Origin of the sequence: Massilia sp. (assembly GCF_046293535.1) — a bacterium.
Lineage (GTDB): Bacteria > Pseudomonadota > Gammaproteobacteria > Burkholderiales > Burkholderiaceae_D > Telluria.
Window position 1 is genome coordinate 25,411 of record NZ_JBKBOV010000016.1, and the last position, 14,358, is coordinate 39,768.

Consider the following 14,358-nt stretch of genomic DNA (forward strand, 5'->3'; position numbering starts at 1 on the left):
AGGAGTTAATATCACGTGAGTCCCATCGGCTATAATCAGCCGTTCGTTGAATCTAGGTAAAACTTTCTTGCAAAGAGCTATGCAAAAAAAATTGTCTGTGTTGGTCGTCGCTTTCGCCCTCAGCCTGTCCGCATGCAACATCTTGCCAAAGGCGGATGACAAGGCTAAAAATCTGACAGCGGAGAAATTATACGCTGAGGCACGCGATGAGATGAACGGTGGCCACTATGAAGCGGCGATCAGGCTGTTCCAGCAGCTCGAATCGAACTACCCCTTCGGCACCTATGCCGCGCAAGCACAGATGGAAATTGCTTACGCTCATTACAAGGCTGGCGACCAGGCCGAGGCCCTGGCCGCGGTCGAGCGCTTCATCAAGCTGCACCCGAACCATGCCCAGGTCGACTATATGTATTACCTGCGCGGCCTGATCAACTTCAACGACCAGATCGGCTTCCTGAGCTTCATCTACGAGCAGGATCCGACCGAACGCGACCCGAAAGCCACGCGCGAAGCCTTCGCCGCCTTCAAGGCCCTGGTCGACAAATTCCCGAACAGTAAGTATCGCGACGATTCGATCGCGCGCATGAACTATCTGGTCAACGCCATGGCCCAGTACGAAGTGCACGTGGCGAACTACTATTTCCGCCGCGGCGCCTTCCTGGCCGCGCTCAACCGCGCCCAGCTCGCCGTGCAGGAATACAGCGACGCGCCGGCCCGCGAGGAAGCCCTGTTCCTCATGATGCGCAGCTACGACAAGCTCGGCATGCCGGTGCTGCGCGACGACACCCAGCGCGTGCTGGTGCTGAACTACCCGAACAGCCGCTTCCTGAACCCGAAGGCCGTGGCCGACGCGCCCTGGTGGCGCTTCTGGTCCAAGTCGGGCCCGAAGGCCGCACCCAAGGACGCGGTACAGTAAGGAACCCGGGCGCGGCCGCTTGTTCCTGCCGCGCCCTTCCCGTCATGCCGCTTCTTTGCGGCGGAACACCCAGGTGGCGTCGCCGGAGGCCGCGGCATCGAAGGCATAGCCGTCGACGTCGAAGTCCTTGAGCTGCTGGGGATCGGTAATGCCGCGCTGGGCCGCGTAACGCGCCATCAGGCCGCGGGCGCGCTTGGCGAAGAACGAGATGATCTTGTACTTGCCGTTCTTCCAGTCCTCGAACACCGGGGTGATCACCGGCACGTCCAGGAGCTTGGGCTTGACCGACTTGAAGTACTCTTCCGACGCCAGGTTGACCAGCGCGGTCGACTTCGTTTGCGCAAGCCGGGCGTTGAGCGCCTGCGTGACGCGCTCACCCCAGAACGCGTAGAGATTGTTGCCGCGCGGGTTCTTCAGGCGCGTGCCCATCTCCAGGCGATAGGGATGCATGCGGTCCAGCGGGCGCAGCAGGCCATACAGCCCCGACAGGATGCGCAGGTGGCGCTGGGCGTAGGCGATTTCGCCGGGCTGCAGCGTGCGCGCGTCCAGCCCCGCATAGACGTCGCCATTGAAGGACATGAGGGCCTGGCGCGCATCTCGATGGTCTTCGCTCCAGTGCGCATAGCGCGACACGTTGAGCATGGCCAGGCTGTCCGACAGGTCCATCAGCTCGGCGATGCCGGCGGGCGAATAAGCGCGCAGCACCTCGATCAGTTCGGCGGCCTGGGGGATGAAATCCGGGGTGGTGTATTCCTGGGTGGTGCTTGGGGATTCGAGGTCGAGGGATTTGGCGGGCGACAGGACAATCAGCATCGGTTCAAACTGCTTCACTAAAAAAATTTCCCACATGATACCTGTTTCAAGCAAACCCATCGTCATCGACACCAATGTCTGCCTCGACCTGTTCGTGTTCCATGACCCGCGCTTCCTGCCCCTGCTGGCGGCGCTGGAGTCGGGCGGACTGGTCGCCGTCACCCGCGCCGACTGCCGCGACGAATACCGCGCCGTGCTGAACTACCCGCACCTGCCGCTCGACGAGACCAGCCGCGCGCAGGCGGCGCAGCGCTTCGACGCCCTGCTGCGGGTAGTGGCGCCCGATGCGAAACACGTGCGCCTGCCGGTCTGCACCGACCGCGACGACCAGAAATTCCTGGAGATCGCGCGCGACGCCGACGCCGCGGTGCTGGTCACCAAGGACAAGGCCCTGCTCAAGCTGGGCCGGCGCACCGCGCGCGAAGGCCTGTTCAAGATCATGCAGCCCGAGGCCTGGCTCAAGGCCTGGCTGGCAGGCACGCTAGAATAAGGGCATCGCCATTTTTCGCGCCATCATGAGCACTCCCGCATTGCCGTCCCGCCTGCCCGCCGTGGGCACCACCGTCTTTACCCAGATGTCGCAGCTGGCACAGGAGGCCGGCGCGATCAACCTCGGCCAGGGTTTCCCCGACTTCGGCTGCGACCCCGAACTCCTCGAGCGCGTGAGCGAGGCCATGCGCGCGGGCCACAACCAGTACGCGCCGATGACCGGCATCCCCGCCTTGCGCGCGGCCATCGCCGCCAAGCTCGAGCGCCTGTACGGCCGCCGCTACATGGATGCCAGCGAGATCACGGTGACCAACGGCGCCTCGCAGGCGATCCAGTCGGCGATCCTGTGCAGCGTGCATCCGGGCGACGAAGTGATCGTCATCGAGCCCGCCTACGACTGCTACCTTCCTGCCATCGCGCTCGCCGGCGGCGTGGCGGTGCCGGTGGCGATGCGCCTCGACGGCGCGGGCTACGGCGTGCCCTGGGAACTGGTTGCCGCGGCGGTCACGCCGCGCACCCGCATGATCGTCGTGAACTCGCCGCACAACCCGACCGGGTCGATCCTGCGCGCCGCCGACCTGGACGCGCTGGCCGCCATCGTTGCCGGCACCGGCATCCTGGTCCTGTCCGACGAAGTCTACGAGCACATGGTCTACGACGGCGAAGAACACGCCTCGGTGTCGCGCCACCCGGTATTGGCCGAGCGCGCCTTCGTGGTCTCGAGCTTCGGCAAGACCTATCACGTCACGGGCTGGAAAGTGGGCTACGTGGCCGCCCCGGCCTCGCTCATGCTGGAGTTCCGCAAGGTCCACCAGTACAACGTGTTCAGCGTGAACACGCCGATGCAGCACGGGATCGCCGCCTACATGGCCGACCCGGCCCCCTACCTGGAGCTGCCGGCTTTCTACCAGAAGAAGCGCGACCTGTTCCGCGCCGGCCTGGCCGGCTCGCGCTTCGAACTGCTGCCCTCGAACGGAACCTATTTCCAGTGCGTGCGTTACGGCGCCATTTCCGATCTGCCGGAAGCACAGTTCGCCAGGTGGCTGACGGTGGAGGCAAAAGTGGCGGCGATTCCGGTCTCGGCCTTCTACAGCCGGCCGCTCGAATCGGGCTTCGTCCGCTTCTGCTTTGCGATGATGGACTAGACGCTCTAAAAGGCGCTCGCGGCGCTGAGCCGCCTGTTAACCGTAGGGTGGTCGGCTTTGCCGACCACCCTACGCAGAGTCACCGCGTGCCTGAATATAGCCCGATAGACGCTAGCGGCCGAGCTGCCTAAGCTTGCGCTCCACGAACTCGCGCAAGGGCTCCGACAAGGCCGCGCTGTCGAGGGCTCTCCGGTAGGCCACCGCCGCTTCCAGGTCGCGTTGTTCGGCCTCCAGGGAGATGCCCATCCCCATCCACCACACCCCGTTCTGCGGCGTGCTGCGCAAGGCGGCCTCGTAATGCGCGACCGCCTCGCGGTGGCGCTGCGCGCGCTGCAGTGCGCCCGCCAGGAAGGCATGGTATTCGCCATTGCCCGCCGCGTAAGGCAAGGTGCGCAGCAAGGTCTCGATGCCGGGGCCGCCGCGTTCCAGTTGCAGGCGCGCCATCAGCATGGCCATGGCCGGCTGGCGCGGATCGAGCGCCAGGGCGGCGCCGAGTTCGCGGATCGCTTCGTCCGGACGCTTGGCCTCGATCAAGAGGCCGACCAGGGTCTGGCGTGCGGCTTCATGGCGGGGATCGATCTTCAGCGCCGCCCGCAGTCCCGCGACGGCCTCGGTAAGCCGGCCGTCTTCCAGCGCGGCCAGGGCGCGCCGGTAGGCATTCTCGGCGCGCTGCGCCGGGGTCTCCATCCTGCCGCCCTTCTCCGGCGCCGGCGGCGTGGCGACGGGTTTGGCAGCAGCAGCCCCCGGCTTTGACGCGGCCGCCCGGGGCGGCTTCGCCGCAGCGTGCGCCGGTGCGGGCGAGACGGCTTTCGTCACCGGTTCGGGCGTCTCTTCAATCGTTGGCTTGGCTGCCTTCTCGACCACGGGCTGCGCAGCGGCAGCCGCATCCTGGCGCGGCGGCACCGGCACCTCGAAGGCCACGGCGGGCGCCGCGGCCGCAGGCGCAGGCACGGGCACCGCGGCCGGCGCCGGGATCGACACCGGCTCCGGCTTCGGTCCGAGCAAGCGCCAGCCGGCGAAGCCGGCGGCCGTCACGACCGCCGCTACGGCCGCCACGACGGCGGCCCGCGTCAAGGGCCAGGCGCGCTCGGGCGGCGGCACCGGCCGCACGTCCGACGGCAGCGGCGCCGCTCCGGCTTGCCCGGCGCGCGCGTCCAGGTCCTGCAGCATCCTGTTAATGAGGCTCATCGTGCGAACATCCATGCCAGGCCGGCGGCCGCCGAGAACGCCGCGGCGCCACCGAGCAGCCAGGTCCGGATGGTGCGCTGCACGCCGATCGTATCGCGCGCCGCCGTGGCCACGTGGCTGCCGGCCACCTCGCGCTTGCCCTCGCCGTAGCTGAGCATCAAGGCCTTGTGCGCCATGATGTTCACCAGGCGCGGCACGCCGCCGCTGGCGCGGTACAGGCCGCGGATCGCCGCGCGCGAGAACAGGCGCGCGCCGGAAAAGCCGGCCACGCGCAGGCGGTGCGCCACGTAGTAATCGAGGTCGTCGCGGCTGAGCGCGCCCAGGTGGTAGTGGAAGGTGATGCGCTGGGCCAGTTGGCGGATCGATTCGAGTTCCAGCTTGCGGTTCAGTTCCGGCTGGCCGAACAGCACGATCTGCAGCAGCTTGCGCTTCTCGGTTTCCAGGTTGGTGAGCAGGCGCAGGGCTTCCAGGCTCTCCACGGGAATGGCCTGCGCCTCGTCCAGGCACAGCACCACGCGCAGGTCCTGGCCCGCCAGCTCGAGCAGGCGCAGGTTGATGGCCTTGAGCACCTGGTGCTGGTCGGCGTCGCGCTCGAGCTTGAGTTCCAGTTCGTCGGCCAGCGCCAGCATCAGGGTGCGCGGCTCGAGGTAGGGGTTGGGGATGTAGGCGGTGACGAAGCCTTCGCCCAGGGTGGCCATGAACTTGCGGCACAGCAGGGTCTTGCCGGTGCCGACCTCGCCCGTGATCTTGATGAAGCCTTCGCCGCCGCGCGCCGCCACCAGCAGGGTGTTCAGCGCTTCCTGCGAACGCGCGCTGCCGAAGAAGAAGCTGGTGTCCGGCGTGATCCCGAAGGGCAGCTCGCGCAGGCCGAAGTGGGCCGCGTACATCAGCGGCGCTCCCGGGTGCGCGGATCGAGCGCCTCGATGCGGCGCGACGCGTCCATCAGGTCCTGGCTCCAGTCGTTGGCGCCCTCGACGATGGTCGGCTTGATCAGGACCACCAGTTCGCGCTTCTGGTTCACGCGCGTCTTGTTGCGGAACAGCGCGCCCAGCACCGGCACCTTGCTCGCGCCCGGCAACTGGTCGACGTCGCCGCTCGACACCTGGCGCATCAGGCCGCCGATCGCGACCACCTGCCCGCTCTGGCCGCGCACGTAGCTGTCCAGTTCCGAGGTGGCCGAGGCCGCCAGCGGCAGGGTCAAGGTGCCGGCCGAACCGAGGTCGACGTTCTTCGTCACCGTGGAAACCTGGCTCACCGAAGGGTGCACGTGCAGCAGGATGTTGCCCTTGTCGTCGATCTGCGGCGTCACGTCCAGCACCACGCCCGAGAAGAAGGGCTGCAGGGTCACGCTCGGCGTGTTGGTGGTGCCGCTGTCGGTGGTGTTGATGGTGTTGGTCACGCCGGTGACGAAGAACTCGTCGGTGCCGATCTTGAGCACCGCCTTCTGGTTGTTCATCGCCGCCACGCGCGGACTGGACAGCACGTGCACCTGGCCCTGCGACTCCAGGAAGGAAATCAAGGCCGCGAAGTTATTGGTCTGGAAGGCAAAGCCGAACAGCGACCCGGCCGCGGTGGCGGCGTTCGACAGCGAGAAGCCGGTGCTGGCGGCGAGGCCCTGGCCGTTGTTGATCGGGGGCGGCTGGCCGCCGGTATACGGCAACGGCGCCAGGTTGGCGCCCGGGGCGATCATGCCGCCCGACACCCGGTTCGGGTGCGAACTCTTGATGGACGCGAACGAGGCCCAGTTGATGCCGCTCTGGAAGCTGTCGTTCAATTCCACTTCCAGTATCTTGGCTTCCAGGATCACCTGGCGGTCGACCGCCAGCTGGGTGGCCTTGAGATAGGCGTCGACGCTGCGCAGTTCTTCCGGCATGGCGCGGATCACCAGCACCCCCGACTGCGGACTGATCACCACGCTGCGCCCGCCTTCCTTGGAGCCGACGATGGCTTCCAGCGCGGCCTTCAGCTCGCTCCAGAAGTCGTTGTCGGACGTGGTGCGGATGTCGGTGCTGTCGATCTGCACGTTGCCGCCGCCGAGCGGATTCGAGCCGCCATCGCTGCCCTGGTTGCCCTGGCCGCTCGCGCTGTTGCGGGTGCCGGTGCCGTCGCGGCCGGCGTCGGCCACCGAGGTCGAACTGACCCGCAGGTTCGAGGTGCCGCGCCGCTTGGCGGTCAGGTAGTTCACCTGGAACATCCGGGTCTGCATCGTCAGCGGACGAATAGTGATGCGGGTGCCGTCGATCCTGTAGTCGTAGCCGTACATCTCGCGGATCGCCTCCAGGGTCTCGGCGATGGTCACGTCCTTCAGGTTGGCGCTGATGTTGCCCGACACGTCGGGATGGACCAGCATGTTGTAGCGCGTGCCGGCAACGATCGAACGGAAGAACTGCTGCGCCGGCACGTTGTTGAACGAGACGTTGAAGCGCTCTTCCAGGGCCGGCCTGGCCTTGGGCAGCTGGCTGGCCAGCGCGCTTGCCGGCGGCAGCAGCGCGTCGGCGACGGCGGCCTCGACCGCTGGCGCTTGCGCCGGTTTGGCCTGGGCCTTGGCCATCTCCTTGCCGATCGCATCATAGGTCTCGTGCTGCGCGGCGCTCTGGCAGCCGGCGAGCAGCAGCGCGCCGGCGACGGCGGCGGCCGGGAGGGAAAGCTTGTTCATCATGGTCCGTGGCTTGGAGCGATTCGTCATTGGGCGGCGGGCGTCATGCCGGCGATGGTGGGGTCGAGCGGCTCCAGGCGCAGCACCTGGCGCTCGCGGCCGCGCACCAGCTCGACCTGGTTCTCGGTCATGCGCGCCACGCGCGCGCCGCGGAAACTGCCGCCCAGGCGCACGGTCTCGCCGTCGATCACGGCCACGTGGCGCCCGCCGGCGCGCGGCGAGATCAGCACCGACTGCAGGCGCGGCAGGCCGTCGCCGGCACCCTCGGCACGGCTGGTGTCGAAGGCCGCGGGCGGGCGGGTCGGGTCGGCCAGGCTTTGCGCGGCGGCCGGGAGGCTTGCCAGCAGGATTGCCACACTCGGGGCGAGGATCAGTTTTTTCACAGCTTCATCCATTTGCGGTCCAGACTCAGGGTGTACAGCGTGAGCGTCAGCCGCGCGGCCGGGTAGGCTTCCACGTCGAGCTGGGCGCGGCCCCAGAACAGACGGGTGGGCATCGCTTCGAGCGCGCTCATGTAATCGACCATGTCGAGATAATTGCCGCGCACGGTGACTTCGACCCCGTGGCGGTACAGCAGGACGGGAACAGGCGCCTGTCCCGCGGCGGCCGGGGCATCAAGGGCCGCAGGCGCGGCGCCGGTCGGGGCCACCGCAGCGCCCTGCGCGCCGAGCGAGGACATCGACTCGACCGGCAGCGTGCGCATCGACACCAGTTTCAGGCGCGTGTTGGCGCGCAGGATGGTGTCGACCAGAGGCGCCATGCGCTCGGGCGGCACCAGGCCATGTTCCATCGCCAGCAGCGAGTCACCCAACGCGGCGGTTTCCTGCCGGATGGCCTGCAGCTTCTCGCGCGCCGGCGCATCCGGATCGACCCGGTAGGCCTGCACCCGGGCGGCGATCTCGCCGTCGATGCCGATCAGCTTGTTCTGCTGCTGGTCGATCTGCTCGCGCAAGGCGTCCTGCTCGCGGTAGAGCGGTCCGAGCACGGCGCTGTGGCCGATGAACAGGATCACCGCGGCGGCGGCCGCGAACAGCAGGCCGCGCTCGCGCAGCGTGAGCGCGTCGATGCGCGCCATCAGTTCGAGGATGCGCGCCTTCATTTGCGCGGCTCCTCGGGCCTGGACTCCAGGCTGAACTCGACCCAGGGCGCCGGAGCAGCGGCCGCGGCCGCGGCAGCCTCGGTCCCGGCGCCGCTCGGCGGCGCCGGCTGGCTGATCGACAGGCTGGCAAAGGATTTGCCCTGCATCAGCGGCTCGCCGGTCAGGCGCGCCAGGTAGCCCGGCACCGTGGCCGGGTCGAGGGTGCGGCCGCGGATGCCGATGTCCCTGCCGCCGCCGGACACGTTCACGCCGGTCAGCCACAGGCCGCTCACGCTCTGGCGCGCCAGGGCCTTGAAGTAGCCCGCGTAGCCGGCGGTGTCGCCCAGCTCGCCACGCTCGATCACGCGCGCGATGTCGCGCAGCGCGGCCAGCTGGGCCTGGGCCTCGGCGATCTCGGCGTCCAGTTCCTTGCTTTTCTGGCGCGGCGCGAAGTCGAGGTTCACGCTGGCCAGGCGCGCCTCCTTGCGCTCCAGCCGGACGGCGCCCGCCTGCGCCTGCGCCTGCAGGCTGGCGCTCTGCAGCCGGCCATAGCCGGCCAGCGCGGCGATGCCGCCCATCAGCACCAGCAGCGACAGCGCCATCGTGGCCGCGGTCAACACCTTCTTCTGCGGCTGGAAGGCCGGGTTGAACAGGTTGATCTGCTGGCTCATGGCGCCGCCTCCGTGCGCAGGGCGGCGCCCAGCGGGATGAAGAAGCGCCCCTGCAGCGCCCGGTCCTGCAGTTCGGGGGTGCGCGCCAGGTCGAACACCGTGGCCAGGTCGAGGGTCTCGACCGGCGTGTACAGGTTGCTCGACAGGTATTCGTCCAGGCCGGTGACGGCAGACGGCCCGAGCACCAGCTTGGCAATGCTGATGAAGGAATACTGCCGCTCGAAGTTGTCGAGCGAACGCTGCAGCTCGAGGGTGATGCGGTCGAAGCTGGCGTGCTTGCGCTCGTGATCGGGCTCGAGCAATTGCTCGAGCGTGACGTCGATCCGGCGCGACAGGTAGAGTTCGCCACGCCAGGTCACGGTCAGCAGGCCGCCCTCAAGGCCGAACGAGAGCATGGCCACGCCGCGGTTTTCGGGCGCGATCAGTGCCGAGACGTTGCGCTGCGCCGTTTCCGGGATGTCGATGACTTCCAGCCCCAGCTTCGCATCCAGGAACAATTGCTGGCGCGGCTTGATGACGCTATTGCGCGCCGCCACCGCGAACACCGACTGCTGGGCGCGCACCTGGCCGGCATCCGTGGGAATGTCGAGCACGTCGACGGTGGCCTCAAGGATCGGGAAATCGAGGATGTCCTTCAGGCGCCAGCGCACCGCCGTCTTCATCTCCTCGCGCGGCACGTTCGGCGCTTCCAGGTTGATCACCTGGTACTCGCCCGGCGCGAGCAGGGTCGCGCAGCGGTAGGCATGGGCCTGGATCTCGCGTGCGGCCTTGTCGAGCAAAGCCGCATCCGGCTTGCCCGGGAAAAAGTGAGCAAAGCGCAGGCAAGGCAGACCTTCCGCGACCGGCTTGACGCTGGCGGCGACCACGCCGTCCGCCTGGACGGCGATGCTCAGCCAGCCATCTTTTTTCTTATTTCTTTTAAAGAAACGCATGCGTTGGATCGCGGAAATAATTCATTACGGCAAAGGCTTGATTATATTCAAGCCGCGCCGAAAGCGATCACAAAAAGTGGACCCAGCCCTCAAAACTGGCAGTTTTTGGGCTGCTTTGCCACGTTTCGTTGTCAATACATCTCGCGCACGTAGATCACGGGGCTCTTGAACTGCCCAAAGCTGATGCGGCCTTTCGTGCTGGGCAGGTAAGGCAGCGCCTCCTGGGCATCGATAAACAGGTCGACGGTGCCGCTCTTGTCGGCCGTGAGCGGCGCCAGGATCAGGCTGGCCTTGCCCTGATCCAGCAACGGCAGCGTGATGGTGTCGCCGCTGCTCCCGAATACCTTGATGGCGGGGTCGCAGGCGCCGGCGCTATCGGTGCGCAGGCTGCGCCGGCAGGCCGAAAACCGGACCTTGCCTTGCACCGCCTCGGTTTGCGTGACGCCGGTGTTGTGCTCCCAGGCATGGCCGCTCCAGAACTGGGCGTGCAGCGGCACCGCCGTCCTGGCAAGGGGCGTGCCGATCACGTTGTTCACCAGCAGGCGGCCGTTCACCACCATGATGCCGCCTTCCACGGAGTCGGCCTTTTGCAGGCGCAGCGAACTGATGGTCACTTCCTTGTCCTCCCCGGCGGTCTTGCGCCGATCCCGGGCGGTGGCGCGCACGTGCACGGCGCTGGGCGGGGTCCAGCCGCGCGTTGCCGTCTCGGCGTGGTAGCCGACTTCGAGCCGGAAGCTGACGTCGTCGCGCGCAGTAACCGGCTTGTCCTCTCCGCTCACGAAAGTTCCGGGAGGCTTGTCGTCCGTGCCCGGCGCACTCACGGCAGTCAACTTGATGGCGGGCACCAGCGCTCCATCGAAGCCCCGCAGCACGTTCCCGTTGCGGCCATAAGCCGTGACGGTCACCGTGAACGGCTGCCCCGAATATACCGCGCGCGAGATCAGCTGCGGCGCGGCTCCCGGGCAGCTCATCCGCTTCAGGCAGCCGAAACCCTTCTCGGTCTGGGTCTTGAAGTAATGCGGATAGAAGCGCCCGACGCCGACCGGATCGAGACTCAGCGATTTGACGCCCAGGTAATTTTCGAGGTTGATGCCGAGCATGGCGACACCCGCCTCGTTCCAGGCAAAGCTGCGCTGCACGGAAGCGTTGCCTTCCCAGGCAGTTTGCGGGACCAGGGGCTTCTCAGCCTGATCTTCGCCATCGGCCACGACCTTCAAGCGCTCGGCCAAGGCGAACTCGCCGGACTCGTTGCCGAAGTTCTTCAAGGGGCCGATGTCGTCATGCCCGCGCGCGCTCACCACCACCTGGAAGGGCTCGCCCGCTTCGGCAAAGCCGGGCTCGCCTAGTGTCGTGGTGCGCGGATTGGCGACCCCGTCGGGGCGCTGGAAACGCGCCTCGAGATACTGCGGCACCGAGGCGAAGCTGACCTTGCCGGTGTTGCCGGCGTCGTCGCGCACGCGCAGCGTCACCAGGCCCACGTCCGGATAATGGAACTCGGCGGGTGTCGACGGCGTGTTGGCGGGGAATGTCGGTGTGGCCCCGGCGCCGCTGCCGGCGGCCAGCGGGGTGCCGTTCGGGACGCAGGTCGACAGCGGCACGCCATAGCTGCCGGTGGTGTTGGCGGTCCGCGCCGGATTGTTGCACTCGAGGCTGTAACGCAGGTTTGCAACGGTCGAGGCGGTCGTGCTCAAGGGCTTGGCGACGCCGTTGTCGGCACGGGTCAGGTAGATCAGCTGCTTGCTGCCCGCCACCACCGGCCCGGCAAACAGCGCGCAGCCGCCGCCCGAAGCCTGGATCTTATCACCCGGCTTGCACGCGCCGACCGTGAATACATAAGGATCCTTGTTGACCGGCTCGCCGCCGGTGTCGCCTTCGACCGTCGACTTGTTATTGCCGGGTACGCCGTCCCCGGTTCCGCTCACTTCGGCGGTGTTGACGATCCTGCCCTCGGCGGTGATCTTCCCCTTGACCTGGAGGCTCGCGCTGGCGCCGGGGGCCAGCGCCTTGTCGTACTTGCAGGTGACGGTCTGGCCGGCTGCCGTGCAGGTCCAGTCCACGCCGCCGGCCGATACGTAGGCGAGCGCCGCCGGCAGCGTGTCGGTGACCTGGACCTGGGCGTCGGCGCGCGCGCCCTCGTTGCTCACGGTCAAGGTATAGGTGATCTCGTTGCCAAGCTTGAATTCGCCCGCCTGGGTCTTTCTGATCGACAGGTCGGCGGGTTTGGACGGCAGCGCCACGATCGCCGCGCCGAGCAGGACCCGGTCGGACTCGGTGGTGAACACCGCATTCGCATCGATCGGCCTGGCCGGCGGCGCAGGCAGATTGACCACGTCGAAGTCGATGCCGAGCGAGTTTTCGTCGGCATTCGCGCCGCTCTTGGAATTGAAGGCGTTCTGCTTCTGGATGAAGGGCTCCCCGCGCAGCAGCTCGCCGGCGAAGCGCACTTCGTCGCCCTTCTGGTTGCCGGTCTTGTCGCCTTCCCAGACGATGTAGCCGAAGCGGCCGGATCCCGTATTGCCGGCGGGCGGCGTGTAGTCGGGCATCTTCACCGTGACGCTGTTGTACTTGATCGCCTGCAGGCCTTCGTACACGTTGACGGTGCGGTAGCGCTCGTTCTTGTGGGCGTAGACCACCGCCAGCGCGAAGCCGGCCACCATGCTGTTCTCCTTCTGCTTCTTCGAGCAGTAGGTGTCCGAGGTATCCACCGTCAGGCCAGCAAAGCTAAAACTGGTCTTGCCTTGCGCCAGGCTGGTCACATCCGCCGCCGCGGCAAAGTAGGTGAAGCCGTCGATCGAGGAACTGTAGCGGCGGTCGGCGGCGGCCCTGACCGCCGTGCCGTTCATGCTGACCTCGGCGTCGATGGCGCCGGTGCCGGCCCAGTACAGGGTGGCCGACACGATGCTGGCCTCGCTGGGCAGGGAGAGGCCAGCCTGCGCGCTGGAGACAAGGTCGCAGACCTTGGCGCCGCCCGCCCTGCTCTGCAGACTGGCCTGGGTGCCGGCAAAATTGATGTTGCCTTCGAAGGTCTTGGCCAGGGCCAGCGGGGTGGCGGCGGCAGGATGAGCCCAGGCGGCGAGGCCGGCGCACAGGGCGAGACAGGGTAGGGTCAGCGGTGTCTTCATATTTCCACTTCGAGCCTGCGTTGGACGAAATCGGGATGGTTCGGAACTTTGCCGCCGCAGACGCCGTCGACCGGCTGGTTGCAGGCGACGGCGGCGATGCGCCAGCGCATGACCGGCTCCTCGTCGAGGTTTCTCAGGTCGGTAATAGCCTGGCACTGCACCGTCACGCGAAAGCTCGCCAGCACGCTCGCGGCCGGGAAGCCGAAAGAACGGTCCGCGCAGCGTTGATGGCGCAGCTGCTCGTACAGGCCCCACTCGAGCCCGGCGCGCGCGGCCTGGTAGGCCCTGGCGCCCTCCAGGTCCAGGTTGCTGCTGGCCTGCTGCGAGGTGAATAGCGTCACCGACGCCACGCCCAGGCCGGCCAGCACCACCAGCAGGAAGATCGCCGTGACCAGGCCGACGCCGGCCTGGCGCCGGACGCCGCGCTTGCGGAGGAGATACTCGCGTCGTTTCATGGCGTATTGTCCACGTGGACCTGGCTGGCGAGCCGCACCAGCGCATCGTCGCCCTTGCCGTTGCCGGCAAACAGGGCCAGGTTCAGCACCACCAGCGCGCTGCGGCGCAGGGCTTCGCTGCCGTAGCGGAACACGTGCTCGCAGTCGGCCACGCGCGCCGCGATCACGGCGCGCTGCGCGTTTTCCGGCGCCGCCTGCTGGGTGGGCGAGATCGCATAGCCCCAGTAGCGCACCAGCTCCCTGCCGCCGTCCGGGCGCGTTTCGCAGGCGTAAGTAACGGGACCGGTGACCACCTGGAAGCGGTTGCTGGGCGAACGCATCGGCGTGGCCTGGGTGGCGAAGGGATTGTTCTGCAGCGTCACGATCGGGTTGTTCTCCGAGCTGCGGTCGACCGAGGCGACCCGCGCGATATTGATCCCCGTGCCCAGCGGGACATAGCGGTAGGCGTCGGACTCGCTGTCTTCCGGGTTGCCGAGGTTGTAGACGACGATGAAGTCGCCCGCCTCGATGCGCGGCCTGGTGCCGCCCACGGCGGTGAAGCTGACCTTGCCCGGCTCGTCGAAATCGAGCACCGGGAAATCCTCAACGTCGTCGTCCAGGGTCAGGTAGCGCCCGCCGGCGCGGGTCAGCAGGAATTCGACCGCGCTGCCATCCTTGTTGACGCGCACGCTGTTGGGCAGCGCCAGGCGCAGGTCGCGCGCGATGCGGCGCAGCGCCAGGTCGGCTTCGTCGGTCGCGGCGGCGCGCACGCGGGTATCGACATAGCCCTGCACCGGGGCGCGGATGAACACGGCGACGATGGCGCCGATGATGCCGATGATGACGATCACCAGGATCGCCTCGATCAGGGTGAAGCCGCGGGCGCGGCAGGCTTGGTGTGGCGCGCGCATGGG

14 protein-coding genes are annotated in these 14,358 nt (G+C 67.5%); 3 read left to right on the forward strand and 11 right to left on the reverse strand.

What is annotated here, in order from left to right; genetic code table 11:
• Positions 1 to 79: 79 nt before the first annotated feature.
• The gene (locus tag ACK4S9_RS10910; protein ID WP_409725378.1) at positions 80 to 916 is read left to right on the forward strand and encodes an outer membrane protein assembly factor BamD; all 837 of its coding nucleotides are present in this window, start codon (positions 80 to 82) and stop codon (positions 914 to 916) included.
• A gap of 42 nt (positions 917 to 958) precedes the next feature.
• Here the strand turns inward: ACK4S9_RS10910 and yaaA are convergent, their stop codons facing one another.
• Positions 959 to 1,729 (reverse strand): peroxide stress protein YaaA, encoded by a 771-nt coding sequence (yaaA, locus tag ACK4S9_RS10915; RefSeq protein WP_409725527.1) that lies wholly within the window; start codon positions 1,727 to 1,729, stop codon positions 959 to 961.
• Between the two features lie 34 nt (positions 1,730 to 1,763).
• On the opposite strand from yaaA, the gene ACK4S9_RS10920 reads away from it, so the two are divergent.
• Together ACK4S9_RS10920 and ACK4S9_RS10925 are read left to right on the forward strand one after the other, a co-directional pair.
• A complete protein-coding gene (locus tag ACK4S9_RS10920) occupies positions 1,764 to 2,219 on the forward strand; it encodes a putative toxin-antitoxin system toxin component, PIN family (protein WP_409725381.1) in 456 nt (151 codons plus the stop codon).
• Positions 2,220 to 2,244: 25 nt separating this feature from the next.
• Positions 2,245 to 3,363, forward strand: a complete 1,119-nt coding sequence (locus ACK4S9_RS10925; RefSeq protein WP_409725384.1) for a methionine aminotransferase — start codon at positions 2,245 to 2,247, stop codon at positions 3,361 to 3,363.
• Between the two features lie 111 nt (positions 3,364 to 3,474).
• On the opposite strand, the gene ACK4S9_RS10930 is transcribed toward ACK4S9_RS10925, so the two are convergent.
• From ACK4S9_RS10930 to ACK4S9_RS10975, 10 genes are all read right to left on the reverse strand, one after another.
• Positions 3,475 to 4,551 (reverse strand): tetratricopeptide repeat protein, encoded by a 1,077-nt coding sequence (locus tag ACK4S9_RS10930; RefSeq protein WP_409725386.1) that lies wholly within the window; start codon positions 4,549 to 4,551, stop codon positions 3,475 to 3,477.
• A complete protein-coding gene (locus ACK4S9_RS10935; protein ID WP_409725389.1) occupies positions 4,548 to 5,438 on the reverse strand; it encodes an ExeA family protein in 891 nt (296 codons plus the stop codon). Before ACK4S9_RS10935 ends, ACK4S9_RS10930 begins: the two co-directional genes overlap by 4 nt.
• Positions 5,438 to 7,207, reverse strand: coding sequence for a pilus (MSHA type) biogenesis protein MshL (gene mshL / locus ACK4S9_RS10940; protein WP_409725530.1), 1,770 nt, complete (start codon positions 7,205 to 7,207; stop codon positions 5,438 to 5,440). Before mshL ends, ACK4S9_RS10935 begins: the two co-directional genes overlap by 1 nt.
• Positions 7,208 to 7,233: 26 nt before the next feature.
• On the reverse strand, positions 7,234 to 7,590 hold the full coding sequence (locus ACK4S9_RS10945) for a hypothetical protein (protein ID WP_409725391.1): 357 nt from the start codon (positions 7,588 to 7,590) through the stop codon (positions 7,234 to 7,236).
• Entirely contained in the window at positions 7,587 to 8,306 is a 720-nt protein-coding gene (gspM, locus tag ACK4S9_RS10950; RefSeq protein WP_409725393.1) for a type II secretion system protein GspM, read from the reverse strand. Before gspM ends, ACK4S9_RS10945 begins: the two co-directional genes overlap by 4 nt.
• Positions 8,303 to 8,956 (reverse strand): hypothetical protein, encoded by a 654-nt coding sequence (locus ACK4S9_RS10955; protein WP_409725396.1) that lies wholly within the window; start codon positions 8,954 to 8,956, stop codon positions 8,303 to 8,305. The genes gspM and ACK4S9_RS10955 overlap by 4 nt, the downstream gene beginning before the upstream one ends.
• Entirely contained in the window at positions 8,953 to 9,888 is a 936-nt protein-coding gene (gene pilM / locus ACK4S9_RS10960) for a type IV pilus biogenesis protein PilM (RefSeq protein ID WP_409725398.1), read from the reverse strand. The genes ACK4S9_RS10955 and pilM overlap by 4 nt, the downstream gene beginning before the upstream one ends.
• 131 nt (positions 9,889 to 10,019) lie before the next feature.
• A complete protein-coding gene (locus ACK4S9_RS10965) occupies positions 10,020 to 13,010 on the reverse strand; it encodes a DUF6701 domain-containing protein (RefSeq protein WP_409725400.1) in 2,991 nt (996 codons plus the stop codon).
• On the reverse strand, positions 13,007 to 13,465 hold the full coding sequence (locus tag ACK4S9_RS10970; RefSeq protein WP_409725403.1) for an agglutinin biogenesis protein MshP: 459 nt from the start codon (positions 13,463 to 13,465) through the stop codon (positions 13,007 to 13,009). The genes ACK4S9_RS10965 and ACK4S9_RS10970 overlap by 4 nt, the downstream gene beginning before the upstream one ends.
• The gene (locus ACK4S9_RS10975; protein ID WP_409725406.1) at positions 13,462 to 14,355 is read right to left on the reverse strand and encodes a prepilin-type N-terminal cleavage/methylation domain-containing protein; all 894 of its coding nucleotides are present in this window, start codon (positions 14,353 to 14,355) and stop codon (positions 13,462 to 13,464) included. The genes ACK4S9_RS10970 and ACK4S9_RS10975 overlap by 4 nt, the downstream gene beginning before the upstream one ends.
• Between the last annotated feature and the right edge of the window lie 3 nt (positions 14,356 to 14,358).

What these genes read in the sequence shown, in the direction of transcription:
- ACK4S9_RS10910 (WP_409725378.1), top strand. Translation starts at nt 80, where the DNA reads ATGCAAAAAAAATTGTCTGTGTTGGTCGTCGCTTTCGCCCTCAGCCTG.
- yaaA (WP_409725527.1), bottom strand. Translation starts at nt 1,729, where the DNA reads ATGCTGATTGTCCTGTCGCCCGCCAAATCCCTCGACCTCGAATCCCCA.
- ACK4S9_RS10920 (WP_409725381.1), top strand. Translation starts at nt 1,764, where the DNA reads ATGATACCTGTTTCAAGCAAACCCATCGTCATCGACACCAATGTCTGC.
- ACK4S9_RS10925 (WP_409725384.1), top strand. Translation starts at nt 2,245, where the DNA reads ATGAGCACTCCCGCATTGCCGTCCCGCCTGCCCGCCGTGGGCACCACC.
- ACK4S9_RS10930 (WP_409725386.1), bottom strand. Translation starts at nt 4,551, where the DNA reads ATGAGCCTCATTAACAGGATGCTGCAGGACCTGGACGCGCGCGCCGGG.
- ACK4S9_RS10935 (WP_409725389.1), bottom strand. Translation starts at nt 5,438, where the DNA reads ATGTACGCGGCCCACTTCGGCCTGCGCGAGCTGCCCTTCGGGATCACG.
- mshL (WP_409725530.1), bottom strand. Translation starts at nt 7,207, where the DNA reads ATGAACAAGCTTTCCCTCCCGGCCGCCGCCGTCGCCGGCGCGCTGCTG.
- gspM (WP_409725393.1), bottom strand. Translation starts at nt 8,306, where the DNA reads ATGAAGGCGCGCATCCTCGAACTGATGGCGCGCATCGACGCGCTCACG.
- ACK4S9_RS10955 (WP_409725396.1), bottom strand. Translation starts at nt 8,956, where the DNA reads ATGAGCCAGCAGATCAACCTGTTCAACCCGGCCTTCCAGCCGCAGAAG.
- pilM (WP_409725398.1), bottom strand. Translation starts at nt 9,888, where the DNA reads ATGCGTTTCTTTAAAAGAAATAAGAAAAAAGATGGCTGGCTGAGCATC.
- ACK4S9_RS10965 (WP_409725400.1), bottom strand. Translation starts at nt 13,010, where the DNA reads ATGAAGACACCGCTGACCCTACCCTGTCTCGCCCTGTGCGCCGGCCTC.
- ACK4S9_RS10970 (WP_409725403.1), bottom strand. Translation starts at nt 13,465, where the DNA reads ATGAAACGACGCGAGTATCTCCTCCGCAAGCGCGGCGTCCGGCGCCAG.
- ACK4S9_RS10975 (WP_409725406.1), bottom strand. Translation starts at nt 14,355, where the DNA reads ATGCGCGCGCCACACCAAGCCTGCCGCGCCCGCGGCTTCACCCTGATC.